General features: G+C 58.3%; 21 protein-coding genes and 1 tRNA gene. 8 read left to right on the top strand and 14 right to left on the bottom strand.

Annotated elements, in window-relative coordinates; genetic code table 11:
- The first annotated feature begins 49 nt into the window (after nucleotides 1-49).
- A complete protein-coding gene (locus ACR0J2_RS03025) occupies nucleotides 50-1,114 on the top strand; it encodes a PA0069 family radical SAM protein (protein WP_480811622.1) in 1,065 nt (354 codons plus the stop codon).
- 52 nt (nucleotides 1,115-1,166) lie between these two features.
- Here the strand turns inward: ACR0J2_RS03025 and gltA are convergent, their stop codons facing one another.
- The gene (gene gltA / locus ACR0J2_RS03020) at nucleotides 1,167-2,462 is read right to left on the bottom strand and encodes a citrate synthase (protein ID WP_170805634.1); all 1,296 of its coding nucleotides are present in this window, start codon (nucleotides 2,460-2,462) and stop codon (nucleotides 1,167-1,169) included.
- A 121-nt stretch (nucleotides 2,463-2,583) separates the two neighbouring features.
- Nucleotides 2,584-3,984, bottom strand: a complete 1,401-nt coding sequence (gene gltX, locus ACR0J2_RS03015; protein WP_480811621.1) for a glutamate--tRNA ligase — start codon at nucleotides 3,982-3,984, stop codon at nucleotides 2,584-2,586.
- A 78-nt stretch (nucleotides 3,985-4,062) separates the two neighbouring features.
- Between gltX and ACR0J2_RS03010 the strand changes: the two genes are divergently transcribed.
- Entirely contained in the window at nucleotides 4,063-6,096 is a 2,034-nt protein-coding gene (locus ACR0J2_RS03010; protein ID WP_480811620.1) for a ComEC/Rec2 family competence protein, read from the top strand.
- A gap of 4 nt (nucleotides 6,097-6,100) precedes the next feature.
- Here ACR0J2_RS03010 and lexA read toward each other — a convergent pair whose 3' ends face one another.
- The 6 genes from lexA to ACR0J2_RS02980 all read right to left on the bottom strand — a co-directional run bounded on the left by lexA (nucleotide 6,101) and on the right by ACR0J2_RS02980 (nucleotide 10,925).
- On the bottom strand, nucleotides 6,101-6,799 hold the full coding sequence (gene lexA, locus ACR0J2_RS03005) for a transcriptional repressor LexA (protein ID WP_170614924.1): 699 nt from the start codon (nucleotides 6,797-6,799) through the stop codon (nucleotides 6,101-6,103).
- 77 nt (nucleotides 6,800-6,876) lie between these two features.
- Nucleotides 6,877-8,049: a molybdopterin molybdotransferase MoeA gene (locus ACR0J2_RS03000; protein ID WP_480811619.1), complete on the bottom strand. Its 1,173-nt coding sequence runs from the start codon at nucleotides 8,047-8,049 to the stop codon at nucleotides 6,877-6,879.
- A complete protein-coding gene (gene moaC / locus ACR0J2_RS02995; RefSeq protein ID WP_480811618.1) occupies nucleotides 8,046-8,519 on the bottom strand; it encodes a cyclic pyranopterin monophosphate synthase MoaC in 474 nt (157 codons plus the stop codon). Before moaC ends, ACR0J2_RS03000 begins: the two co-directional genes overlap by 4 nt.
- A complete protein-coding gene (gene trpC / locus ACR0J2_RS02990; RefSeq protein WP_480811617.1) occupies nucleotides 8,519-9,331 on the bottom strand; it encodes an indole-3-glycerol phosphate synthase TrpC in 813 nt (270 codons plus the stop codon). The genes moaC and trpC overlap by 1 nt, the downstream gene beginning before the upstream one ends.
- On the bottom strand, nucleotides 9,328-10,347 hold the full coding sequence (gene trpD, locus ACR0J2_RS02985) for an anthranilate phosphoribosyltransferase (protein WP_170805640.1): 1,020 nt from the start codon (nucleotides 10,345-10,347) through the stop codon (nucleotides 9,328-9,330). The genes trpC and trpD overlap by 4 nt, the downstream gene beginning before the upstream one ends.
- On the bottom strand, nucleotides 10,344-10,925 hold the full coding sequence (locus tag ACR0J2_RS02980) for an anthranilate synthase component II (protein WP_480811616.1): 582 nt from the start codon (nucleotides 10,923-10,925) through the stop codon (nucleotides 10,344-10,346). Before ACR0J2_RS02980 ends, trpD begins: the two co-directional genes overlap by 4 nt.
- Nucleotides 10,926-11,120: 195 nt before the next feature.
- Between ACR0J2_RS02980 and ACR0J2_RS02975 the strand changes: the two genes are divergently transcribed.
- Nucleotides 11,121-12,533, top strand: coding sequence for a divergent polysaccharide deacetylase family protein (locus ACR0J2_RS02975; protein ID WP_480811615.1), 1,413 nt, complete (start codon nucleotides 11,121-11,123; stop codon nucleotides 12,531-12,533).
- Nucleotides 12,534-12,588: 55 nt separating this feature from the next.
- Here ACR0J2_RS02975 and trpE read toward each other — a convergent pair whose 3' ends face one another.
- From trpE to fabI, 5 genes are all read right to left on the bottom strand, one after another.
- Nucleotides 12,589-14,100 carry an anthranilate synthase component I gene (trpE, locus tag ACR0J2_RS02970; RefSeq protein WP_480811614.1) on the bottom strand — a complete coding sequence of 504 codons (1,512 nt, stop codon included), beginning with the start codon at nucleotides 14,098-14,100 and terminating at the stop codon, nucleotides 12,589-12,591.
- A gap of 12 nt (nucleotides 14,101-14,112) precedes the next feature.
- On the bottom strand, nucleotides 14,113-15,954 hold the full coding sequence (locus ACR0J2_RS02965; RefSeq protein ID WP_480811613.1) for a peptidyl-prolyl cis-trans isomerase: 1,842 nt from the start codon (nucleotides 15,952-15,954) through the stop codon (nucleotides 14,113-14,115).
- Between the two features lie 86 nt (nucleotides 15,955-16,040).
- Nucleotides 16,041-17,216, bottom strand: coding sequence for an aminotransferase (locus ACR0J2_RS02960; protein ID WP_480811612.1), 1,176 nt, complete (start codon nucleotides 17,214-17,216; stop codon nucleotides 16,041-16,043).
- Nucleotides 17,217-17,282: 66 nt separating this feature from the next.
- Nucleotides 17,283-17,792: a xanthine phosphoribosyltransferase gene (gene gpt / locus ACR0J2_RS02955; RefSeq protein ID WP_170677266.1), complete on the bottom strand. Its 510-nt coding sequence runs from the start codon at nucleotides 17,790-17,792 to the stop codon at nucleotides 17,283-17,285.
- A 4-nt stretch (nucleotides 17,793-17,796) separates the two neighbouring features.
- Nucleotides 17,797-18,603, bottom strand: a complete 807-nt coding sequence (gene fabI, locus ACR0J2_RS02950; RefSeq protein WP_170614935.1) for an enoyl-ACP reductase FabI — start codon at nucleotides 18,601-18,603, stop codon at nucleotides 17,797-17,799.
- A gap of 134 nt (nucleotides 18,604-18,737) precedes the next feature.
- Between fabI and pdxH the strand changes: the two genes are divergently transcribed.
- The 4 genes from pdxH (at nucleotide 18,738) to ACR0J2_RS02930 (ending at nucleotide 20,586) form a co-directional block, all read left to right on the top strand.
- Nucleotides 18,738-19,343 carry a pyridoxamine 5'-phosphate oxidase gene (gene pdxH / locus ACR0J2_RS02945; protein WP_170618969.1) on the top strand — a complete coding sequence of 202 codons (606 nt, stop codon included), beginning with the start codon at nucleotides 18,738-18,740 and terminating at the stop codon, nucleotides 19,341-19,343.
- Between the two features lie 142 nt (nucleotides 19,344-19,485).
- Entirely contained in the window at nucleotides 19,486-19,992 is a 507-nt protein-coding gene (locus tag ACR0J2_RS02940; RefSeq protein WP_480440326.1) for a cold-shock protein, read from the top strand.
- A 6-nt stretch (nucleotides 19,993-19,998) separates the two neighbouring features.
- Nucleotides 19,999-20,466 carry a DUF192 domain-containing protein gene (locus tag ACR0J2_RS02935; RefSeq protein WP_170614938.1) on the top strand — a complete coding sequence of 156 codons (468 nt, stop codon included), beginning with the start codon at nucleotides 19,999-20,001 and terminating at the stop codon, nucleotides 20,464-20,466.
- A 43-nt stretch (nucleotides 20,467-20,509) separates the two neighbouring features.
- A tRNA-Pro gene (locus tag ACR0J2_RS02930) sits at nucleotides 20,510-20,586 on the top strand.
- Nucleotides 20,587-20,595: 9 nt separating this feature from the next.
- Here ACR0J2_RS02930 and ACR0J2_RS02925 read toward each other — a convergent pair.
- Entirely contained in the window at nucleotides 20,596-20,991 is a 396-nt protein-coding gene (locus ACR0J2_RS02925; RefSeq protein ID WP_480811611.1) for a hypothetical protein, read from the bottom strand.
- A 583-nt stretch (nucleotides 20,992-21,574) separates the two neighbouring features.
- Between ACR0J2_RS02925 and ACR0J2_RS02920 the strand changes: the two genes are divergently transcribed.
- Nucleotides 21,575-25,195, top strand: coding sequence for a vitamin B12-dependent ribonucleotide reductase (locus tag ACR0J2_RS02920; RefSeq protein ID WP_480811610.1), 3,621 nt, complete (start codon nucleotides 21,575-21,577; stop codon nucleotides 25,193-25,195).
- Nucleotides 25,196-25,608: the final 413 nt, after the last annotated feature.

Genomic DNA, 25,608 nt, shown 5'->3' with positions numbered 1-25,608 from the left:
GGGGAAAAGCTGCATCTACATTGCAATAGAACAAAAAGAGAACAACGGGATGCAGCAACCTAACATTCGTGGCAGAGGTGTCGCGACAAACGCAACGGGGCGGTTTGAGCGTTTGCAGACCGTTGCCTGCGATGACGGTTGGGACATTGAAGAGGATCTTCCGCCCTTACGGGCGGAACTGCGAGATGAATCCGCCCGTAGCCTGATCACCTATAACCGGTCGCCGGATCTTTCGTTCGACAGATCGATTAACCCTTATCGCGGGTGCGAACATGGGTGCGTGTATTGTTTTGCTCGCCCGACTCATGCCTATCTGGGATTGTCGCCGGGCTTGGATTTTGAAACCCGTCTGATTGCGCGCCCCAACGCCGCCGAAATCCTGCGGCGCGAGATGTCATCCAAAAGCTACCAGGTTGCGCCAATAGCAATCGGTACGAATACCGATCCCTATCAGCCGGTCGAGAAAACCCGTTTGATTACAAGGTCGTGCCTGTCTGTTCTCAAGGACTTCCAGCATCCGGTCGCGGTTGTCACCAAGGGTGCGCTGATCGAACGAGATCTGGATATTCTGGCGCCCATGGCTGAACGCGGATTGGCGTGCGTCGGGGTTTCTTTGACGACGCTGGATGCGCAACTGTCCCGCAGGCTTGAGCCTCGTGCACCATCGCCACAGCGCCGCCTGCGGATGATCCGGCAGTTGGCTGGGGCAGGGGTCCCGGTTCGTGTCATGACCTCACCGGTCGTGCCCGGGCTGACGGACCACGAGCTCGAAAACCTGCTTGAGGCCGGGAAGGAGGCCGGGGCCGAGTCCGCCAGCTGGATCATGCTGCGCCTGCCACGGGAAGTCTTGGAGCTTTGGCGCGAATGGCTGTTGGAGCATGAGCCGGCACGGGCGAACAAGATCATGTCATTGTTGCGGGACATGCATGGCGGGCGTGAATACGACCCGCGTTGGGGTCACAGAATGCGCGGCGAAGGAGAATATGCGCAGATCATCGCCAAACGCTTCAGGCTGGCGACCAAACGATTGCAACTGAGTACCCGGACAACGCCTTTGCGGTGTGACCTGTTTGAACGGCCGCCTCAGGCTGGGGACCAACTTAGCCTGTTCTAACGAAAAACGCCCCGGGCAGGCCGGGGCGTTCTGCGAAAATAGTCAGCTGCGATCAGCGGTTTTCGATATCCACATAGTCGCGCATTGTTTCGCCCAGATACAGCTGGCGCGGACGCCCGATCTTGTTCTGAGGATCGGCGATCATCTCTTTCCACTGGCTGACCCAGCCAACGGTGCGGGACAGCGCAAAGATCGGGGTGAACATCGAAGTCGGGAAACCCATCGCCTCAAGAATGATGCCCGAGTAAAAGTCGACATTCGGGAACAGCTTCTTCTCGGCGAAATACGGGTCATCCAGCGCCTGCTTTTCCAGCGCCTTTGCAACCTGCAGTTTTGGGTTGTCTTCGATACCCAGCAGGTCCAGAACCTCGTCCGCCGATTGCTTCATCACCTTGGCGCGGGGGTCAAAGTTCTTGTAGACGCGGTGGCCAAAGCCCATCAGGCGGAACGGGTCGTTCTTGTCCTTGGCGCGGGCGATGTACTCCGGAATACGATCCACGCTGCCGATCTCTTCCAGCATCTCGAGACAGGCCTGGTTGGCGCCGCCATGTGCGGGACCCCAAAGGCATGCAACACCCGCTGCGATACAGGCAAACGGGTTCGCGCCCGAGGACGAAGCCAGGCGCACGGTCGAGGTCGAGGCGTTCTGCTCGTGATCTGCGTGCAGCGTCAAAATCCGGTCCATTGCTCGGCTCAGGATCGGGTTTACTTCATATTCCTCTGCCGGCACTGCAAAGCACATGCTCAGGAAGTTGGACGCATAATCAAGATCATTGCGCGGGTAAACGAAGGGTTGGCCGATGTGGTACTTGAACGCCCAGGCGGCAATTGTCGGCATCTTGGCGATCAGACGGTGCGACGCGACTTCACGCTGGTGTGGGTCCGAAATGTCGGTGGAATCGTGATAAAACGCCGACATTGCACCAACAACGCCCACCATGATCGCCATTGGATGTGCGTCCCGGCGGAAGCCACGGTAGAAATACTGCATCTGCTCATGCAGCATTGTGTGCCGCGTGATCGTGGTTTCGAACTTTTCTAGATCCTTTGCGACCGGCAGTTCCCCGTAGAGCAGCAGATAGCAGACTTCGAGGAAATGCGACTTCTCTGCCAGTTGGTCGATCGGATAGCCCCGATGCAGCAACTCACCCTTTTCGCCGTCAATGTAGGTGATCGTGCTGTCGCAACTCGCGGTCGAAGTGAATCCAGGATCATAGGTAAAGACGCCCGCCTCGCTGTACAGTTTGCGGATATCGATGACGTCGGGCCCGGCGGTCGGTGAACGAACCGGCAACTCATAATCCTTGCCATGGACGTTCAGAGTGGCTGTTTTTTTGCTGTCGGTCATCTTTGTCCCTTCCTCAATCATGCGCTGGCCGGATCACAGTCCGACCTTGCGGCGACGGCTGTACGCAGGCGTACAGACCGGGTGTTAGCCGAGCAGCGTTACCCGAATATGAAGATTGGGTTTACTTCGCTGCATCAGAAAGCCGTGCCAGGGTCTCATCCCGTCCCAGCACAAGCATCATGTCAAAAACCGAAGGCGTTACAGCCCGACCCGCCAGCGCCGCCCGCAAGGGACCGGCCAGCTTGCCGAACTTGAGCCCCTGAGATTCAGCAAACGAATTCAGGGCGTCCTCCAGCTCGCTTCGCGTCCAGCTAACATTTTGCACGTGCGGCGTCAATTCTCTCAGTATACCATCGGATACAGATGAAAGAGCTTTTGCCGCTTTCTCATCGAGCTCGATGGGACGTGACGTCAGAACAAAATGTGCTTTTTCAAGCAGTTCGGGGAAAGTCCGTGCCCGATCCTTGAGGCAATACATCGCACGCTCGAGATCACCACTTTGTGTCGCGCTGAGAGCAGGTTCGCCGGCGGCGGCCAGGTAGGCTTCGATTTCTTGCCGCAGCGCAGCATCGTCCGAAATCGCGACGTGCTGGCCGCACAGGTTTTCCAGCTTTTTCAGATCGAAACGGGCCGGGCTTTTGCCGATACCGTCCAGGTCGAACCATTCTTTGGCCTGTGCATCGGTGAAGAACTCATCATCTCCGTGGCTCCAGCCCAGGCGCGCCAGATAATTGCGCATTCCAGCAGCAGGATAACCCAATGCCTGGTATTCCTGTGCCCCCAATGCGCCATGGCGTTTGCTGAGTTTCTTGCCGTCAGGCCCGTGAATCAGCGGGATGTGGGCCCAGACCGGGACATCCCAGCCCATCGCCTGATAGATCATCATCTGGCGGGCAGCGTTATTAAGATGGTCGTCGCCACGAATGACGTGGGTCACGCCCATATCGTGATCATCGACCACGACGGCCAACATATAGACGGGGGTGCCGTCCGACCGCAGCAGAACCATGTCGTCCAACTGGTCGTTGCGTATGGTTACGTCGCCCTGAACCTGATCGTGGATAACGGTGCTGCCTTCCTTCGGGGCCTTGATGCGGATCACATAAGGCGCGTCGGGGTGCGAGGCCGGGGCGGCGTCGCGCCAGGGGCTGCGGAACAGGGTCGATTTTCCCTCGGCCCGGGCCTGTTCGCGGAAGGCGGCGATCTCGTCCTGAGTCGAGAAACACTTGTAAGCCTTACCTTCGGCCAGCAACTGCAGCGCAACCTCGGCGTGGCGGTCCGCGCCCTCGAACTGGCTGATCACATCCCCGTCATGATCCAGACCCAGCCAGGCCATGCCCTGCAGGATGGCTTCTGTAGCTTCCGGGGTCGAACGTTCACGGTCGGTATCCTCGATCCGCAGCAGGAACTTACCGTCACGTCCCCGCGCATACAGCCAGTTGAACAGCGCGGTCCGCGCGCCACCGATATGCAGAAAGCCTGTAGGGGAAGGGGCAAAACGGGTGACGACCTGATCGGACATTGTGTTGATTAACCTTTTGGTAACCGTGTCGGGTTTAGTTTGGCGCCTGTCTAACGAGCCCGAAGGACGGGGGCAACCATGCGCGTTCTTGCACGGATTGAGGTCGCGCTGCGGAACCAGAGTGGGTCTTTGTTCCACTGGTCTCCGGTTTGTCTGGCCGCGGGTATTGGCCTGTACTTCAGTTTGCGGTTCGAGCCGGACCGGGAGCTGTATGTTTGGGTGGCTGGAATTGGCTTGGCAATCGGGATCCTCGGGGTTTGGTTGCGGTCCGGCTGGGCGGCGTTGGCATTGGGGGGTGCGCTGATCGCTGGCGGGTTCATTCTTGCTGGCGCGCGTTCCCACATGGTGGCAGAGCCGGTCCTGTCGTGGCGCTACTACGGCCCGGTCGAGGGGCGGGTCGTGGCCCTGGATCGCTCTGCGTCGGATGCGCTGCGGGTCACGCTGGACCGGGTACGACTAGGGGATCTACCCGTGAACAGCAGGCCCCGGCGCATCCGGCTTTCATTGCACGGTAGCGTGGGGCCTTTGGTTCCGGGGCAACGGATTATGACAACGGCTCATCTTTCGCCACCCCAGGGTCCGGTGGAACCTGGCGGGTTCGATTTCCGCCGACATGCATGGTTCCAGCGCCTGGGGGCCGTTGGATACACGCGCGTTCCAGTACTTACCACCGAAGCGGCGACTGTAGGTGATGGCCATATTTGGATCGCGTCCTGGCGTGCCGCGATTTCGAGCAAGGTCCGTTCAGTCCTGCCCGGTGAGGTCGGAGGATTTGCCGCTGCCGTTACAACCGGGGACCGCAGCGGTATGGGACAATCCACGCTTGAAAGCCTGCGGGCCTCGAATCTGGCACATCTTCTGGCGATTTCCGGCCTGCATATGGGGCTGCTGACCGGGTTCGTTTATGTGGTTTGCCGTATCGGGCTTTCTGCGGTTCCACCATTGGCGTTGCGCGCACCAGTTCGAAAACTGGCAGCGCTGTGCGCTCTGTTCGCTGCGGTGATCTACCTGCTGCTTTCCGGCGGAAATGTCGCCACGGAAAGGGCCTTTATCATGGTTGGTGTTATGCTGGGGGCCGTGCTGATCGACCGGCGAGCGATCTCTCTGCGCACAGTAGCGGTAGCCGCATTAGCAGTATTGGTTCTGCGCCCGGAATCTTTGCTGAGCCCGGGCTTTCAGATGTCATTTGCCGCCACCACAGCCCTGGTTGTTGTGTTTGGTGCATTGCGAGATTTTGGCCCGCTCCCCGGTCCCAAATGGCTTAGACCGGTTGCAGGAGTCCTCCTGTCATCTGCAATTGCAGGCCTGGCAACTGCCCCGATCGGCGCGGCGCATTTCAACACGATTTCGCACTACGGGTTGCTGGCGAACGTTTTGTCGGTACCTGTGATGGGAACAATCGTGGTCCCATCGGCCGTGGTTGCGGCCTTGCTGTCACCCTTTGGGCTGGAAGCACTAGCGTTAAGCGTCATGGGAATCGGCCTGCGCTGGATTTTGGGCGTTTCCGAATGGGTGTCAGGACTGGAAGGCGCGCAGGGCTTTGTCGCCAGCCCACCAGACTTTGTGCTGCCGGTGTTTGCGCTGGGTGCTTTGTGGTTATCTCTGTGGCATGGCAAGGCGAGATGGGCCGGTGTGGTGCCCGTTGCCACGGCTTTTCTGTTGTGGGGGCAGGGGCATCGCCCCGAGGTTCTTATCGCCGATTCCGGCGCGTTGGTTGGTGTGATGACCGAGAACGGTCGGGCGCTGAGCAAGGCGAAAGGAAGCGGCTTTGTCGCGTCGGTCTGGCTTGAGAATGACGGTGACGGTGTTGATCAGGTGCTTGCAGCCGGAAGGTGGCCGCAGACGGATAAAAAAATCGCCCGATATGACCTGAAAGGCACTGAACTGGTACATCTGTCCGGCAAAAAGGCGGTTCAACTGTTTGATGAATGCAAATCCAACCAGATCATCGTGTCTGCTTTTGAACTGTCGTTGAGCGGGGGATGCCAAATCATCGATGCTGGGATTCTGCGACAGACCGGCAGCCTTTCCATCTCGGGTCAGACTGTGCGAACAAGCTCGGAACTGTCGGGCCAAAGGCTATGGTCCCCGGGCAGGCCCGGGAACTCCTGAGCGGTCAGTAAGTTCGGATCAGGCCGACGAGTCGCCCCTGAACCCTGACTTTGTCCTCGGGCAGAACACGGGTTTCATAGGCCGGGTTTGCGGCTTCCAGCGCAATGGCTTGGCCACGGCGGAAGAACCGTTTCAATGTTGCTTCCTGCTCTTCAACCAGGGCCACTACGATATCGCCGTTGTCTGCGGTCGATGTTTCCCGGATTACAACCACGTCACCGTCGTTGATCCCGGCATCGATCATCGAGTCACCGCGAACCTCAAGCGCATAGTGTTCGCCCTTGCCGGACACCATCGTGCCGGGAACCGCCACGCGATGCGATACATGGCTGATCGCTTCGATCGGGACACCAGCAGCGATCCGCCCCATGACCGGCAATTCCAGTGCGTCGACTGAAACAGGTTCGAAATTCGCAGGGCGCGGGCCCGCTGGTTTGTCACCTTCAATCACGCGGGGCGAGAATGCGGCCGTGGGTTCGCCACCGAGACTTTCAGGCAGCTTCACGATCTCGATCGCGCGCGCCCGGTGGGCGAGGCGTCGGATAAACCCGCGTTCTTCCAATGCAGTGATCAGGCGATGAATGCCGGATTTCGATCTGAGGTCCAGCGCCGCCTTCATTTCATCGAAACTTGGCGGAACACCGTCCGACTGCACGCGTTTGTGGATGAATTCCAGCAAATCCAATTGCTTCTTGGTCAGCATTGCTCACACCTCGATGGTCATGCGTTTTCTTTTGTTCTACGCATGTTCACGTTTTGTGTCAACGGATTTGCCGGTTTTCAGATCGGCAGGTACTGAACCTCGTCACCGGTATCGCGTGCGGGATCGTGCGGAGGGCGAACAATCAGCGCATTCGCCTGTGCCAGAACACTAAGTAGGGAACTGTCCTGATCCGCACAGGCCCGGATACCGTTTTCGTCCCGAATGGCACGCATATAATGTTCGCGCGGGCCGTTGTCTCCTACTGGTTCAGTCAGTTTCGCGGATCTGAGCGGTTGCAGCGTCTGCTCCAACCCCAGCATCCGTCGAACCATGGGAGCGAGGAACAGGTAGCCACATACCATGGCGCTGACCGGGTTGCCCGGCAGACCCACCATAGCTGCATCCCCTAAACGTCCTGCCATCAACGGTTTTCCCGGGCGCATACGGATTTTGTAGAAGGCGCGCTGCATCCCAAGACCTTGCGAAACGTCAGACACCAGATCGTAGTCGCCAACTGACGCACCACCAATCGTAACCACCAGATCCGCTCCTTTCGCCAGAGCGAATGCGGTTTCAAGGGATGAGACCGTGTCCTGTGCGATCGGCAGCATTCGCACCTCGGCGCCCAACCCCTGCAGCAATGCATACAAGCCAAAGGTGTTGGAGGCGATGATCTGATCCGGGCCGGGTGTTTCGCCGGGCATCACGAGTTCATCGCCCGTCGAGATCAACGCGACCACCGGTTTGCGTGTCACAGGAACGACCGGGATGTTCATGGCAGCCATCAGCGCCACGTCTTCGGCACGAATCTGGCGCGGCGCGGTGATTTGGGCACCGGCTCTGAAATCCACTCCGGCAGGACGTATGTTCGTTTTCTGACCAGGTGTATCCGATATGGTGATCAGATCCCCCCGGCGCTCGACATCTTCCTGAATGACCACGAAATCGGCACCATCCGGTACTGGAGCGCCGGTGAAGATCCGAACGGCCTGTCCCGGGCCGACAGTTCCTTCGAAACGTTGGCCTGCTGCCGATTCACCCACCAGTTTGAACATTGCATAAAGTTCAACTTCGGCCGATTTGACGGCGTATCCGTCCATTGATGATGCCGCGAATGGAGGCTGATCACGCGTGGCTGCTACATCTTGATTCAGAACGCGGCCTGCGGATTGGGCAAGCGGGACATGTTCGACTGGCAATGGTTCAACCAGGTCAAACAGCAGTTCCCGGGCTTCATCAACGGTGATCATTCCGCCTCATAACGCCCTGATTTTCCGCCGTCTTTCAGAAGAACGTGGATGCCTCCGATCTCCATCGCCTTGTCCACGGCCTTAGCCATGTCATACACCGTCAATGCAGCGGTAGACACGGCGGTCAACGCCTCCATCTCGACGCCGGTCTGTCCGGACGTCTTAACCGTCGCCTCAATCCGAACACCGGGCAGGTCGGGATCAAGGGTCAGTTCCACCGATACTTTTGTAACTGGCAGGGGGTGGCACAGAGGGATCAGGTCTGGCGTCTTTTTTGCACCCATGATGCCCGCAAGGCGCGCAATACCCAGTACATCACCCTTTTTGGCCCGACCTTCGGAAATAATTTCAAAGGTTTCCTGTGCCATCCTGATGTGGCCGGCCGCAACGGCAATACGGTCCGTCACGGCCTTGTCCGACACATCCACCATATGCGCCTGACCCTGAGCGTCAAAATGGGTCAATGGCATCACATTACCCCGGGAACCAGAGGACGCGCCAACAGGGCGCGGGTCGCTGCCTCGACATCATCCTGACGCATCAGGCTTTCGCCGATCAGGAAGCAGCGCGCGCCGTATCGGGCAATATCAGCCAGATCATCTGGCGATCCCAGACCGCTTTCACAGACGATGGTTCGATCGGCCGGAACCAGCTTCGATAGTCGCCGCGTTGTGTCAAGAGTGGTCTCGAACGTCTTGAGATTACGGTTGTTTATTCCGATCAACGGGCTTTTCAAAGCTGCCGCGCGTTCAAGTTCTGCCTCGTCATGTACTTCGATCAGGACGTCCATGCCCCAATCGAATGCGGTCTGTTCTAATTCGGCGGCCTGAGAGTCCTCGACGGACGCCATGATGATCAGAATGCAATCGGCACCAAGCGCACGGGCCTCAATCACCTGATAGGGGTCGTACATGAAATCCTTGCGCAGAACCGGCAGGGAAACGGCCTCGCGCGCCTGAACAAGATATTCCTTCGCGCCTTGGAAACTGGGGGTATCGGTCAGAACAGAAAGACAGGCGGCACCACCATCCTCGTACGCTTTGGCCAGTGCGGGCGGATCAAAATCCGGGCGGATCAACCCTTTCGACGGGCTGGCTTTCTTGATCTCTGCGATCAGCCCATACCCAGAACGCGCGGCGGTGTGCAATGCTTCGGCGAACGCACGAACTTCGGGTGCTTCGCGTGCCTCACTTTCCAGCGTTTCCAGGGACTTATTCGCCTTGTCTGCCGCAACCTCTTCCAGTTTGTAGGCTTTGATTTTGTCCAGAACGGTCTCGGTCATGCGGCTTCCTGTGTAATTCGGGCAAGAGTTGTGATTTTTTCCCGGGCTTTGCCGCTGTCGATACTCTCAACGGCCATTTCTACGCCGTCGCGCAAGTCACTTACAGCATCCGCAACGACAAGCGCTGCAGCAGAATTCAGCAGAACGGCATCACGATAGGCCGATGGTGCGCCATCCAGTAGTGCCCGGAACGCAACTGCGTTTTCTTCCGGTGTGCCGCCAAGGATATCTTCGAACGGATGCACGGGCAGTCCGGCATCTTCGGGGTGCAGTTCGACCTCCTTAACGGTCCCGTCTTCCAAAGAGGCAACCCAACTGACGCCGGTGATTGTCAGTTCATCGGTTCCGTCCGAACCGTGAACCAGCCAGGCGTGCTCCGCCCCCAACAAGCCCAGGGTTTCGGCCATGGGCCGGATCAGATCGCGGCTGAACGCACCGGTCAGTTGCCGTTTTACTCCGGCGGGGTTCGTAAGCGGGCCGAGGATATTGAAGATCGTTCGTGTGCCAAGTTCCTGTCGGCTTGGCATCACATGGGCAATTGCCGGATGATGCATGGGCGCCATCATGAAGCCAATGCCAGCTTCTTTCAAAGCTTTTTCAACTGTTTGCGGACCGACCATCACGTTGATGCCCAGTTGCCCCAGCGCATCTGCCGCACCGGATTTAGAGCTGAGATTGCGATTGCCGTGTTTTGCCACAGTTACACCTGCGCCCGCCACAACAAAGGCGGTTGCGGTTGAGATGTTCAGCGTACCCTTGCCATCGCCACCGGTGCCAACGATGTCAATTGCCCCGGGTGGTGCTTTGACGGCATTGCACTTTGCGCGCATGACGGCGGCGGCCGCGGCGTATTCATCCACGGTTTCACCGCGTGTGCGCATGGCCATCAGCAACCCGCCAATCTGACTGGGCGTGGCTTCGCCATCGAAAAGAATGCCAAAGGCCTGCTCGGCCTCGGCACGGGTCAGTGGGCGGTCGGCCGCGGCCCCGATCAGCGGTTTCAGTGCGTCGCTCATGCGGGGACTTTCAGTTCTTGCAGGAAGTTTTTCAACAGTGCGTGCCCATGCTCCGATGCGATGGATTCGGGGTGGAATTGGACGCCGTGGATCGGCAAATCCCGATGCTGCAGACCCATGATGGTGCCGTCCTCCAGTTCGGCCGTGATCTCAAGGCAATCAGGAAGGCTTTCGCGCTCCACGATCAGTGAATGGTACCGGGTTGCTTCGAACGGGGAAGGCAGGCCCGAGAAGACCCCTTTGCCTGTGTGGTGCATGACGCCCATCTTACCATGTACGATCTCGTGGCACCGCACGACTTTCCCGCCAAAGACCTGTCCGATGGTTTGATGTCCAAGACATACACCCATCAACGGAGTCCGTGTCTCGGCGGCCGCCTGCGTCAGGGCCAGGCAAATCCCGGCCTGATCCGGGTCGCAGGGACCGGGGCTGAGCAGAATGCCGGCCGGGTTCATGGCCATTGCCTCCTGCACGTCCAGCGCATCATTGCGGCGAATGACCATTTCGGCACCGAGTTCGCCCAAATAATGTACCAGGTTGTAAGTAAACGAGTCGTAGTTGTCGATCAGCAGCAGCATTTGGGCACTTGTCTCGGCTTGGGCATTTCGGGCTGGCGATGCAACCACGGGCCACGGTATAATGTCGGGACATACATGCTCAGGCTTGTGGGGCAGCGTCAAGGGGACATCCCGCAAAGGACGGACCTGACAGGGAATTGCCGCAGCAGACGGCGCAGAAGCGATCGACGCAGAGAAAGACGAGAGGCAAAAGAAATGGGCGGATTTGTCGGAGGAATAATCGCCGGTGCGGTTGTCGTGCTGGCTTTGGGCGCGGTTCTGTCGTTGAACGCGCCTTTGTCGTCAAAACCGGCCGTCTCAACGCACGCACCCGAACCTGCGCCGCTCGAGGATCCGGTGTCGACGGCCGATGCACCGGATGCCGGAACCGACGCCGATCTGGTCGAACTTCCGCCTGAAGCACCGGAACCCGTCGATGAACAATCAGATTCCCTTGCAGGGGTGACAAAAGTCGACCCCACGCCGGATACGCAACCCGTCGTAGGAGAGAGTGAGCCCGCAATCGAAACGCCGGACGTAGCGCCCGAACCTGAAGTTGCGGTTGCCCCCGACGCACCGGTTGCACCACCCGCTCCTGCAATTCCCGCTGGCACGCCACAGGTCGAATCTTTGCCTGAGGTGGCCGATACCGCGCCTGAACCTCCGGCACCACCAGCCGAAGATGTGGCCGTTCTGGAACCGGAAGCTGAGCCAGCACCACTGCCGGGCACGCCGGAAGAACCGAAGGTTGAGAATCCGTTTGAAAACAGCCCCATTGCCGTGGAAGGGGATGAGGATACTCTTCCTCGCAATCTGCCCCGTATCGCGACCTTGCCGCAGATCGGGGGCGATCAGCCCGCAACGGCGGGCTCGACAATTGGCAGGCGCGTGGTTCCCTTGACTGAACGGGACGACCCTGTTGTGGAAGCCGAAGAGACCGAGCAGGTGCCGGTCGGAAAACCGATCGAGGCATACGCGGCCAGCTTCGAAAACCCGGAATCCAAGCCTTTGATGTCGATCATCCTCATTGACGACGAAGGTGCCTTTGGGGCCGAGGCTTTGCGTGATTTTCCCTATCCGCTGAGTTTTGCGATCAGCCCGTCGGATCCTGACGCCGCTGAAAAGATGGCGCGCCACCGCGAGGCCGGTTTTGAAGTAATGGCCATCGCGGACTTGCCGGAAGCCGCAAATGCACAGGACGCCGAGGTGTCTTTGGCGGTCTGGTTCGAGACGCTGCCGGAAACGGTGGGTATTCTGGAAGGTGTAAACACCGGCATTCAGGGTAATCGTCAGGTGGCGGATCAGGTGGCGGCGATTGCGGCCGGAACCGGGCGCGGTCTGATCACGCAGGACAACGGTTTGAACACGGTTCAGAAACTCGCCGCCCGCAACGGGACACCTTCAGGTGTCGTGTTCCGCGACATTGACGGAGCAAGGCAGGACCCGAAGATCATGCGCCGCTTTCTGGATCAGGCTGCATTCCGGGCCGGGCAGCAGGGAACGGTTGTGATGCTGGGACGTTTGAGACCAGAAACGATTTCCGCACTGCTGCTGTGGGGGCTTGAGGATCGCGGCAACCGGGTTGCAATGGCACCGATCTCGGCCGTTATGTTGAAAGAAGTTCAGTAAACGTCAGGGAAAATTCAATAAAAGGCGGCTGGTCGGTGTATCGCCGCCTTTTTCTTTAGCTGTTTCCTGATCCCATAAATCGGGCGGCGTCCGCCGCAGCGCGCCGGATCGCGTTCGATTTATGAACCGTTTCCATATATTCCGCCTCGGGGTCGCTGTCATAAACAACACCGCCGCCGGCCTGAATGTACAGTTTCTGGTCCTTAACGATTGCCGTCCGCAGGGCGATGCACATGTCCATGTCGCCGCCGGCGCTGAAATATCCGACGCCGCCGCCGTATACACCGCGCTTTTCGGGTTCGAGTTCATCAATGATTTCCATCGCGCGCACCTTCGGGGCACCCGAGACCGTGCCCGCAGGCATCCCTGCAAAGAACGCGTCCAGTGCGTCTTTGTCCTCTGCCAGTTCGCCAACCACGTTCGAGACGATATGCATCACGTGGCTGTAGCGTTCGATGATGAACTCTTCCGTGGGGCGCACGGTGCCGATTTTGGAAACGCGCCCGGTGTCATTGCGGCCCAGATCCAGCAGCATCAGGTGCTCGGCCAGTTCTTTCTTGTCGGCAAGCAAATCGACTTCGTTCGCCTTGTCCTCTTCCGGCGTCGCTCCGCGCGGACGGGTGCCGGCGATGGGGCGGATCGTAACTTCATCCCCGAAGACACGTACCAGAATTTCCGGGCTTGCGCCGACAACCTGAAATCCGCCGAAATTGAAATAGAACATGAACGGCGAAGGGTTTGTGCGCCTCAGGGATCGATACAGCGCAAAAGGCGGCAGCGGGAATTCCTGTGTCCAACGCTGGGCCGGAACCACCTGAAAGATATCGCCTGCGCGGATATATTCCTTGGCCTTTTCAACCGCTTCCATATAGCCGGATTTGGTGAAGTTCGAAACGGGTGGGGCGATCTCATGCGCATCACCCAGATCCCTGGATTCGGTCGGCATCGCGCGTTCCAGATCGCGGACAGCATCCATGACGCGTTCGGCAGCCTGCGCATAGGCGGCCTTGGCGGATTGACCTTCGCTGACCCAGGCAGGGGACACGACTGTCACGTCGCCTTTGACCCCATCCAGTACCGCGATCACCGACGGGCGCAGCATCACCGCATCCGGCAGGCCCAGCGGGTCGGGGTTCACATCCGGCAGGTATTCGACAAGCCGCACCATGTCATAGCCAAGATAGCCGAACAGCCCCGCCGCAGCCTGCGGCAGTTCTTCAGGCAGGTCGATGCGGGATTCGGCCAGGAGCGACCGCAGGTTGTCCATAGGATTGCCGTCCTGCGGCACGAAGGCGTCCGGATCGAACCGGGCAGAGCGGTTCAGCGAGGACGTCTTACCATGGCAATGCCAGATGAGGTCCGGCTTCATACCGATGATCGAGTAGCGCCCGCGGACTTCGCCCCCCGTGACCGATTCCAGAACAAAAGCGTCCTTCTGAGCCCCCGTCAGTTTCAACATCAGCGAGACGGGCGTGTCCAGATCGGCGGCCAGGCGGGTATAGACGACCTGATTCGCGCCTGCCTCGTAGGCACGCGCGAATGCGTCAAATTCTGGGGTCAGGGCCATGTCCGCTCTCTTTTAGTAGCTCGCCTGCACGGCGTTCAGCGCACGCTGATCAATAACTGGGCGGGCACGAGTCTGGGCATCGCGCACATAGGCGTCAAAAATGTTCTGAGCCAGTGCCTGGTTCATCTGGACTTCCAGCGCGGCTTTCATCTGGCGCAGTTCGTCGGTCTCAGCCGGCGGTAGCAGTTCATCCAGCCTGACGATCAGGGCGGCATTATTGCCGGGGACAACCCGCAATTCCCCCGGCTCCATTTCAAAGACCTGGGTCATGAATCCGACCGGAGCGTCATCAAGGAAAGCGGTGCGGGTCAAGGCGTTTTCTACCCGGAACGGCAAACCTGTCGCGGCAAAGTCGCCGTCGGTCGCCAGTTGGGTCAAGACAGTGTTGGCCTGATCCTGCAAGGCCTTGCCTGTTTCAGCCTGAACCCATGCCTCGGCCACACGGTCACGGGCGGTCTCAAGCGGTTCAGGCCGCTGCGGCAGAACCTCATTCAGGCGCAATGCAAAAATCGAGCCGTCTTCGAGAAAGCCGATTTCGGGGAAGTCGCCTTCGCGAACGGCTTCGGCAGCGGCACGAAAGCCCTCATATGCGGCGACACCTTCTTCGTTCTCACGGGTCCATTCGATCTGGCCCAGTTCTATCTCGGTTTCGCCTGCCAGTTCTTCCAGGGTGGCCCCACCGGCAAGCATGTCGTTGATGTCCTCGGCCTGCGCCTCGATCAGACGCCGTGCACGCTCGGCTGCCAGTTCCTCGCGCAGGTCAGGGGCAGCGTCTTCAAACGGGATGTTGTTTGCTGCCAGTGATCCGTTGATCCGGAACAGCGCAGGGCCAAACACGGACGGCAGAGGTCCAACCACGGCATCAAGATCTGCCTCAAAAACAGCATCGGCCGCTTCGCCGAGGTCTTCGCGGGTCACGTCGCCCAGATCAATGTCGCTCAGTTCGAGGTCGCGATCGCGCACTAGCTGTTCAAATGTCGTGCCGCCAACCTCGATCTGCGCCATGGCATCCATAGCGGCCGCTTCGTCCGAAAAGGCCAGCCGTTCGACGAGGCGTCGCTCCGGTTGCTGGAATTCGGCGATGCGCTGATCATAGAGGCTGCGCAAGGCGTCGTCCTGGACTTCAACGCTGTCGAGCAACATTTCGGGCGACAGGATCGCGTAGGTCAGGCGTTTGGTGCGGGGCAGGGTGAAACGATCCGTGTTTTCGTCGTAATACGTTTTCAACTGCTCATCCGTGGGTTCAGCAATCGGTGCGGTCAGGGCATCGGCCCCAAGTGTCGCGACGGTAAAGCTGCGTCTTGCACCGACATAGTCCGTCAATACGTCCGACAGCGTTGCAGGCATTACGACGCCGCCGACAACCGCCCCTTGGACAATGGTCCGCGCGGATTCCTTGCGAAGATCAGCTTCGAACTCGGCATCGGTCATCCCCGCCTGTTCCAGTTGGAACTGGTAGGTCTCGCGGTCGAAACTTCCGTCCACGCCCTGAAATGCCGGGATCGCGACGATTTCCTTCTGCAGGTTTTCATCGCCAATCGATACGCCCAGCTGAGCCACCTCGTTGTTCAACGCAGCCAGAGCCGTCAGACGGGACAGCGCCAGTTGGCCCAGTCCCAACTCTTGTGCCTGCGACATTTGCAAGGCCTGACCTGTCTGGGCCTCGACCGCGCGGATTTCACGCTGCAGTTCGCGCACATATGCGTTGATCGGAACCACTTCATCGCCGACCTGCGCCACCGTCCGCACCGTACCGCTGAGGTTTACGGCGCCGAACCCTGCAAGTCCAAGCATCAGCAAGCCCATGAGAATCCAGACGAAGGTCTTTGATAGGTTTTTCATGCCTGCGGCCATGGATGCCCTCTTTCATGCTTTTGTCGGCAGATGACTGCCCTATTGGTTGCGGCCCTGAATACGACGCGTACCGCCGGGGGGCAAGATCAGATGGAAAGCGCCTGAAGACGGTCGAACAAACGTTCGATACCGACGCGGTCGATGTTGGCAAAAGCGATGCGAACCTGCCGTTGGCCCGCCGCATCCTCAGTGGGTGTGAACATGGTACCTGGCAACAGCAGAGCACCAGCCTCGGCCACCAGCTTTTGGGCAAGCTCATCTGACGGAATGTCGAATGGATGTTCAAGATATGCGAAATACGCACCCAGCCCAAGCAACCGCCAGCCCTTGGCCGTCAGTCTGGGCATCTCTTCCGCGATGGCCGCACGACGATCCAGGATTTCAGCACGTTCGGACGCAAGCCATTGTGACAGGTTCTGCATCCCCCACAGCGCGGCGAACTGGCCGATTTGACCCGGGCAGATAGCAACCGTGTCCAGAAACTTTTCGATCTCGGCCAAAAGTTGTGGACTTGCCGCGATGGCTCCGACCCGGTGGCCGGTCAGGCGGAAGGCCTTGGAAAACGAGTAGAGATGAATAAACGTATCCTGCCAGTCGGGTTGACGGAACAGTTCATGCGGAGCACCGGACCGGCTGTCGAAATCCCGATAGGTCTCGTCCACCAACAGTTTGATGCCGGCCTCACGGGCAAGATCATAGAACGCCCCAACCAGTTCCGAGGGGTATTCGACGCCGCCTGGATTGTTCGGAGTGACCAGCGCAATCGCGCGTGTCTTTTCGGTGATCAGGTCTCGGGCCCGGGCCACGTCCGGCAGCAGATCATCACCCGTGGGAAGATCAACAGCCCGCACACCAGCCATGTCGAGCCACATTTTATGATTGAAATACCAAGGGGTTGGCAGGATAACCTCGTCCCCCTGATCCGTGATCGCGGCGATCACAGCAGAAAATGCCTGATTGCATCCTGATGTGATTGCGACCTGTTCCGGTTCGACATGGGACTGATAATGTGCCCCGATCTGGCGGGCCAGTTCTGTGCGAAGGTCGGTATTGCCCAACACAGGCCCGTAAAGATGGGCGCTGTTTTCGGAAATCGCGAACTCTGCCATTGCCTTTCGCAGTTCGAGTGGCGGAGGGTCCACGGGCGCGGCCTGACTGACATTGATCAGAGGCCGGTCTTCGGGAAACTCGACGCCTTCCAGCCAGCGTCGCGCCTCCATCACCGGAGGGGCGAAAGTGGCGGTGGTGCGTGTATGTGTCATGCGGTTTTTGCGAGGCACTGCCCCGCGCTCCGTGGTATTTTGAACAGAAGAAACCGCGGCGTGGGATCAATCGGTGCCGCGATAAGGCTCGACATATTGCAGGGCCATGTCCCAGGGGAAGAAAATCCAGGTGTCCTGGCTGACCTCGGTGATGAAGGTGTCCACCATCGGACGACCTTTGGGCTTGGCGTAGACTGTGGCGAAATGCGCGTTGGGATACATGTCGCGTACAAGTTCCAGCGTTTTGCCGCTGTCGACCAGGTCATCAATGATCAGCACACCGGTACCGTCGCCCATCAGGTTGGCATCAGGCGCCTTGAGCACTTCGGCCTCGCCTTGTTCCTGATGATGGTACGAGCGGACGCTGATCGTATCGACCGTGCGAATATCCAGTTCCCGGCTGACGATCATCGCAGGAGCCATACCGCCCCGAGTGATGGCCACGACCGCGCGCCAGGCGCCGTCGTCGGGCCCCTGGCCATCGAGACGCCACGCCAGGGCGCGGGAATCGCGGTGAATCTGGTCCCAGCTGATATGAAACCCTTTTTCGTGCGGCAAGCGGTCTTTGGCGCTCATCTGATCAACCCTTTTCAATATCCGGCGCATCGACGGCTTTCATGCCGACGATGTGATACCCCGAATCCACGTGCAGATTTTCACCGGTTACACCGCTGCTGAGGTCGGACAACAGGTATAAGGCGGATTTGCCGACATCGTCGATGGTCACGTTCCGGCGCAGGGGCGAATTATATTCGTTCCACTTCATGATATAGCGGAAATCGCCGATACCGCTTGCCGCCAGTGTTTTGATCGGACCCGCGGAAATAGCGTTTACGCGAATCCCGTCCTTGCCCAGGTCTTCAGCCAGATATTTGACCGATGCCTCCAGCGCGGCCTTGGCGACGCCCATCACGTTGTAGTGCGGCATCACCTGCTCGGCCCCGTAATAGGTCAGCGTAATTGCGCTGCCGCCTTCGGACATCAGTTTTTCTGCGCGCTGCATCACTGCGGTAAAGGAATAGACCGACACGTCCATCGTCAGGTTGAAATTAGCCCGTGACGTATCGACATAGCGCCCGCGCAGTTCGTTCTTGTCCGAGAATCCGATGGCATGGACGATAAAGTCCAGCTTGCCCCATTTTTCAGAAAGCTGCGCGAACAACCCGTCAATGGATGCCTCATCACTGACGTCACAGGGCAACACGATATCGCTGCCCAACTGGGCCGCCAGTGGGTCAACCCGTTTTTTCAACGCATCGCCCTGATACGAGAACGCCAGCTCAGCGCCTGCTTCGGACAGGGCGCGGGCGATTCCCCATGCGATTGATTTGTCATTGGCCAGTCCCATGATGAGGCCGCGTTTTCCGGCCATCAACTGATTAGACATATTTGGATCTCCGCCTGTCCCGGTTTTATCAGAGTGGTTTAGGCCATTGGATGCGCTGCTTCAAGGCTGAGCGGGTCTTGCCCGCAGCGGGTTCTCGCCTTAGGGTCGTCAACATTACTTTCCAGGGGATGGAAATGAACGAGCGTAGCGGCATTTTTGCCGGAACTGATCCGTTTGAATTGGCGGAGCGGTGGCTGGGCGAGGCCAGAGAGTCTGAACCTAACGATCCGAATGCGATTGCTTTGGCGACCGTAGATTCGGACGGGATGCCCAATGTGCGCATGGTTCTGCTTAAGGAAATCGAGCCGGACGCCTTTGTATTCTACACGAACTATGAAAGCGCCAAGGCAGTGGAACTGGAAAGTGCCGGCAAAGCGGCTTTTGTCATGCACTGGAAATCCTTGCGGCGGCAGATCCGAGTTCGTGGTACAATATCGCGCGAGGATGGTCCGAAGGCGGATGAATACTATGCCTCGAGATCACTGAAAAGCCGTTTGGGGGCCTGGGCTTCCAAACAATCGCAGCCGCTGAGCAGCCGATCGGTTCTGATGGCGGAAGTGGCAAAAGTAACGGCGAAGCTTGGACCCAATCCGCCACGCCCGCCGTTCTGGGGCGGGTATCGGTTGGAGCCGACGGAAATCGAGTTTTGGGCCGATGGTGCATTTCGTTTGCATGATCGGTTCAGATGGCGGCGGGATCAATCGGGTTCCGCGTGGCAAGTGCAGAGGTTGAATCCATGACGTTCGCGTATCGTGAAATGCAACACGCAGAAAACAATGATTTTTTTCAGCTTGAATTTGCGCGCCATTCCCATACACATCAAACCCTTAACGAAGTGCTAATTTTCGCGATGGGAAAACAGTGCCAGAAGATCTGAACAACATGTACCGCGTACGTGGACACGTTAAATGGTTCGATCCCGCAAAGGGGTACGGATTTGTTGTGTCCGACGAAGGCGGCCCGGATATTCTGTTGCATGTGAACGTGTTGCGCAATTTCGGGCAAAGCTCGGTCGCCGATGGCGCCGGTATCGAGATTATGACGCATCGCACTGATCGCGGAGTTCAGGCGGTCGAAGTCGTGAGCGTCGATCCTCCCGCACGTGCAGATGCCATGCTGCTGGCCGATTTCGCCGATCTTGACCCGGTCGTGATTGCCAACGCACCGCTTGAGGCGGCGCGCGTCAAATGGTTCGACAAGGGCAAGGGCTTTGGCTTTGCAAATGTCTTTGGCCGTGATGAAGACGTTTTTCTTCACATCGAGGTTCTGCGCCGGTCCGGGCTGGCCGATCTTCAGCCGGGCGAGGCCCTGGCGATGCGTGTCATCGACGGCAAGCGGGGACGTATGGCGGCGCAGGTTCTGGCCTGGGAAGCTGCTCTGGACGCCTAAGTGCCAATGATCAGGTTTCTCTCGGTTCTCATTATTCTTTCAGTAATGTGGGCTGAAACCGCGTTGGCGGCCTGTCGGGAAGACAGGATCTATGTCCGGAACGACAAAACTCACATTCGGTTTGATATCGAACTTGCGATCTCGCCTCAGGACCGTGCGCGCGGATTGATGTTTCGGGAATCACTGCCGACACAGTCGGGGATGCTGTTTGTCTTCGATCCGCCGCAACCCGTGGCGTTCTGGATGAAGAACACGCTGATTCCCTTGGACATGATTTTTCTGGATCAGTCCGGGTCCGTAATGAAAGTGCACCACAATGCGGTTCCGGGTGATCTGACCCCTGTCGACGGCGGGGGTAAGGTATTTGCGGTATTGGAAATTAATGCCGGTCTCGCGGCGCGGTACCTGATAACGCCCGGTTCCCAGATGCGGCACAAAGTTTTTTCGCGCGGACCTGCGATTTGGCCCTGTTAGGGCTTTTCAAATCAAATCGGCACGTTTAGGAAGGCGCACGGTCCGGGGCGTGGCGCAGTCTGGTAGCGCACCTGTTTTGGGTACAGGGGGTCGTAGGTTCGAATCCTGCCGCCCCGACCACTTCCAAGATTAAATTGGGTTTCCACCAAATTCGGTGTACAGCCGCGAAAAATCGCGATTAACCATCTCGCTTTGCACTGGGATCTTCACGGTTTTCCCACTTTTCTGCGGAACCAGAAAAAACAACTCGGCATCCACCCGATAGCCAGCCTGGATCTTGCTGGAATGCAGATACGTCACGATCTGCGGCAGGTTTTGAGGATAACCGTCAAAGTTGAGAATCAGATAGGCCGTCATGTCGGGGGGCAGCAACTCACGACATTCGACGGTGTTTCGGTCGGTTTTTACATATTTGTTGCCCGGGCCCGCGCAGTCGGTTTCAAACGCACTGAACAGCTTTTGGGGATACTCCGGGAATTGAGCGCTGCGCGATGACGGGGACGTGTCTTGTGGTGTGCAGGACACGATCAGCGCGGCAACTGGCAGCAGATGAAGCAGATTCATATGTAAAACCAACAGGGTTCAGATTTTAGCGATGATTTCACTATGACACGGGACCGGCGCGCGGGACGATGATTCTCTGGCCCGAGCATTAACATCGCGTTGCATGATAATTGGCCGATAACCACGGCGAGAAAAAAGAGAAATCAATTTGAGCCGACCGGCTGTCAGGTCCTGCGTGGGTGCGTCTTACCTGTGGAGGAATCGTGGACAAGTGAATTGCGGACTCGTCATGGGATGAGGTCAACAAAAAAGATTTGAAAAAAGATCGAAAAAGCCCGTTGACCACATATGGGTATATACGTCAGATTGTATGGGCCGAAAGACGTGCCACAATATCTGGTAGGCACTTACCAGAATAAGGCAACGGGCGAGGGACGGAAAGCATACCAATGCCACGTGCAGCCGAATTGTTCGGCTATGCGCTGTCAAAGGCAGCGACCGATACCCTTTTGTCCGGAAATCGGTGGCAGGCGGTCGACACCCCGCAAACAAGATTTGGTGTCGAAAACCGAAAATTAAGCTGGTTGTAGCTAGGGCGGCGGACATGAAGATTGACAGAAAATTCACCAAATCCGGGCAGGATGCATATGCAGATCTGGAATTTGTTTCGGCAACATCCGAAATCCGCAACCCGGATGGGACAATTGTTTTCCGTCTCGAGAATATCGAAATCCCTTCAAGCTGGAGCCAGGTTGCCAGCGATGTCATCGCCCAAAAATATTTCCGCAAGGCTGGTGTTCCGTCCAAGCTGAAGAAAGTCAAAGAAAAGGACGTTCCCGAATTCCTGTGGCGCTCGGTTCCCGCTGAAGACGCTGAGTTTGACGGCGAAATCTCGTCCAAGCAGGTGTTCGACCGTCTGGCCGGCGCTTGGGCGTATTGGGGCTGGAAAGCCGGGTATTTCTCAACCGAGGATGATGCGCGCGCTTACTTTGATGAGATGCGCTATATGCTGGCCACCCAGCGCGCGGCGCCGAACAGCCCGCAGTGGTTTAACACCGGTCTGCACTGGGCTTACGGCATCGACGGTCCGGCTCAGGGCCACCACTATGTCGATTACAAAACCGGCAAGCTGACCAAATCGAAATCCGCTTACGAACATCCGCAGCCGCACGCGTGCTTCATCCAGTCGGTCGATGATGATCTGGTGAACGAAGGCGGCATCATGGATCTGTGGGTGCGCGAGGCGCGCCTGTTCAAATACGGCTCTGGTACCGGGACCAACTTCAGCCATCTGCGTGCAGAAGGTGAGGCGCTGTCGGGTGGTGGTAAGTCCTCGGGCCTTATGGGCTTTCTCAAGATCGGCGACCGCGCCGCTGGCGCGATCAAATCAGGCGGGACAACCCGTCGAGCAGCAAAGATGGTGATCGTCGATGCAGATCACCCGGACATCGAGCAATTCATCGAATGGAAGGTGATCGAAGAGCAGAAGGTGGCCTCGATCGTTGCCGGATCGAAGATGCACGAGAAGATGCTGAACGGCATTTTCGAGGCCATCCGAAGCTGGGACGGCGCGCAAGACGACGCGTACGACCCCAACAAGAATGATAGCCTGAAGAAAGCGGTGCGCGAGGCGAAGAAAGTCGCGATCCCAGAGACTTACATCAAGCGCGTGCTGGATTACGCGCGGCAGGGACACGACAGCATCGAGTTCCCGACCTACGACACGGATTGGGATTCGGAAGCCTACAGCTCGGTTTCAGGTCAGAACTCGAACAACTCGATCCGCGTGACCAATGCGTTCCTGACCGCCGTTGAAAAAGACGCGGATTGGGAGTTGATCAACCGCACCGATGGCAAGGTCGCCAAGACCGTCAAAGCACGCGATCTGTGGGAGAAGGTGGGCCACGCCGCATGGGCCTGCGCTGACCCGGGTATCCAGTTCCACGACACCGTTAACGAATGGCACACTTGCCCCGAAGATGGTGAGATTCGCGGGTCGAACCCGTGTTCGGAATACATGTTCCTCGACGACACGGCCTGTAACCTGGCCTCGATGAACCTGCTGACCTTCCTCAAGGATGGTGAGTTTCAGGCGGCGGACTACATGCATGCTTCGCGCCTGTGGACCCTGACGCTGGAAATCTCGGTGACCATGGCGCAGTTCCCGTCGAAGGAAATCGCGCAGCTGTCTTATGACTTCCGCACGCTGGGTCTGGGTTACGCAAACATCGGCGGCCTGCTGATGAACATGGGCTACAGCTATGACTCGGATGAGGGGCGTGCGATCTGTGGCGCGTTGACTGCAATCATGACCGGTGTGGCCTATGCGACCTCGGCGGAGATTGCAGGCGAGCTTGGCCCGTTCAAAGGCTACGAGCGCAACGCCGACCATATGCTGCGCGTTATCCGCAACCATCGCCGTGCCGCACAAGGTGTGACCAATGGATATGAGAAACTGGCCGTCAAGCCGGTGCCTCTGGACCACGGCAACTGTCCGGACAAGCGTCTGATCGACCTGGCCATGTCCGCCTGGGATGAGGCGCTGAGCCTCGGTGAAAAGAACGGTTACCGCAATGCGCAGGCCACGGTGATCGCGCCGACCGGTACCATCGGCCTGGTGATGGATTGCGACACTACCGGGATCGAGCCGGACTTTGCGCTGGTGAAGTTCAAGAAGCTCGCGGGTGGCGGCTATTTCAAGATCATCAACCGCTCGGTGCCGTCGGCGCTGGAGAAGCTGGGCTATTCCTCGTCTCAGATTGAAGAGATCGTGGGTTATGCGGTTGGTCACGGCACCATCGGCAACGCGCCGGGGATTAACCACACCTCGCTGACCGGACATGGCTTTGGCCCGAATGAATTGGCCAAAGTGGATGCCGCGCTGGAAAGCGCCTTTGATATCCGGTTCGTCTTCAACCAGTGGACATTGGGCGAGGACTTCTGCACCGGCGTTTTGGGTATCCCAGCCACCAAGCTGAATGACCCGACATTCGATCTGCTGCGCCATCTGGGCTTTACCAAAGCGGATATCGACGCGGCGAACGACCATGTCTGCGGAACCATGACGCTGGAAGGTGCGCCGCATCTGAAAGAAGAACACTATTCGATCTTCGACTGCGCCAACCCATGCGGCAAGAAAGGCAAGCGTTTCCTTGGGGTTGATAGCCACATCACCATGATGGCAGCAGCGCAAAGCTTCATCTCGGGCGCGATCTCGAAAACGATCAACATGCCGAATGACGCGACCATCGAGGACTGCCAGAAGGCCTATGAATTGTCGTGGTCGTTGGGTGTGAAGGCCAACGCGCTGTATCGCGACGGCTCGAAACTGTCGCAGCCTCTGGCCGCGGCGCTGGTCGAGGATGACGACGAAGCGGCAGAAGTGCTGGAAAGCGGTTCGGCGCAGGAAAAAGCCGTCGTTCTGGCCGAGAAAGTGATCGAGAAGGTTGTGGTCAAGGAAATGATCCGCAGCCATCGCGAGAAACTGCCGCATCGCCGAAAGGGATATACTCAAAAGGCGATCGTGGGTGGCCACAAGGTCTATCTGCGGACCGGTGAATTCGAGGACGGCAAGCTGGGTGAGATTTTCATCGACATGCACAAGGAAGGTGCCGGCTTCCGGGCGATGATGAACAACTTTGCCATCGCTGTGTCGGTTGGTCTGCAATATGGCGTACCGCTTGAAGAGTTCGTGGATGCGTTCACCTTCACCAAGTTCGAACCGGCAGGGATGGTACAGGGCAACGACTCGATCAAGAACGCGACGTCGATCCTGGATTACATCTTCCGCGAACTGGCGGTGTCTTATCTCGACCGCACCGACCTGGCCCATGTGAAGCCCGAAGGCGCAACCTTTGATGATCTGGGCCGGGGAGAGGAAGACGGGTTGTCGAACGTTTCGGAAATTAGCGAAACTGCGGCGTCCAAGTCCCTGGAAGTACTGAAGCAAATCAGTTCGACTGGCTACCTTCGCAAGCGATTGCCGCAGGACCTGATGGTGTTCAATGGCGGGCAGTCCGGCGCGAACGGCATGGCCGAATCCGCAGCGCAATTTGCGGCACCGGTTGCGGAGACAGCCGTCGCGACCAGCATGGACGCCCGTACGAAGGCGAAGATGCAGGGATACGAGGGCGACCCGTGTGGAGAATGCGGAAACTACACGCTGGTGCGGAACGGTACCTGCATGAAATGCAACACCTGTGGCGCGACAAGCGGGTGTAGCTGACGTTTAGCGCCCTGGCACCCCGGGGCGCAGGGGTCGGATGCTGCCACAGTGACCGGCCCCGACGAATACGGAGAAAGGCTCTGAGACTTACCAACTGACCTTTCTCCACTCGGCCGACATGCCCGTGTTGGCCGGGAACAGGGTGGGGCGGAATATCGGTCCTTCCCACTCTTTCACGGGGCGGGTGCGCTCGTCCCATGCGCAGTCCAGGCCGCAGGCAAAAAAACACCGGGCGGTCAACGATACGAGCCTGGAAGGCGAAACTGACAGGGGGCTTCGGCCCCCTTTCTTTTTTGACCTGAGCAAAGCCTTGCCGGAATGCGCTCCTGTCATCGGGCAAGATCCGCCGACCAGAACCTCGAGTGTTTTTCTTGGCGGTGGACCGCAGATGCGACTCTGCAAAACACGCAATG

This window comes from Ruegeria sp. CG4, from assembly GCF_056537185.1.
The sequence above is the reverse complement of the archived record's forward strand: the minus strand, read 5'-3'. Positions and strand labels throughout refer to the sequence as shown.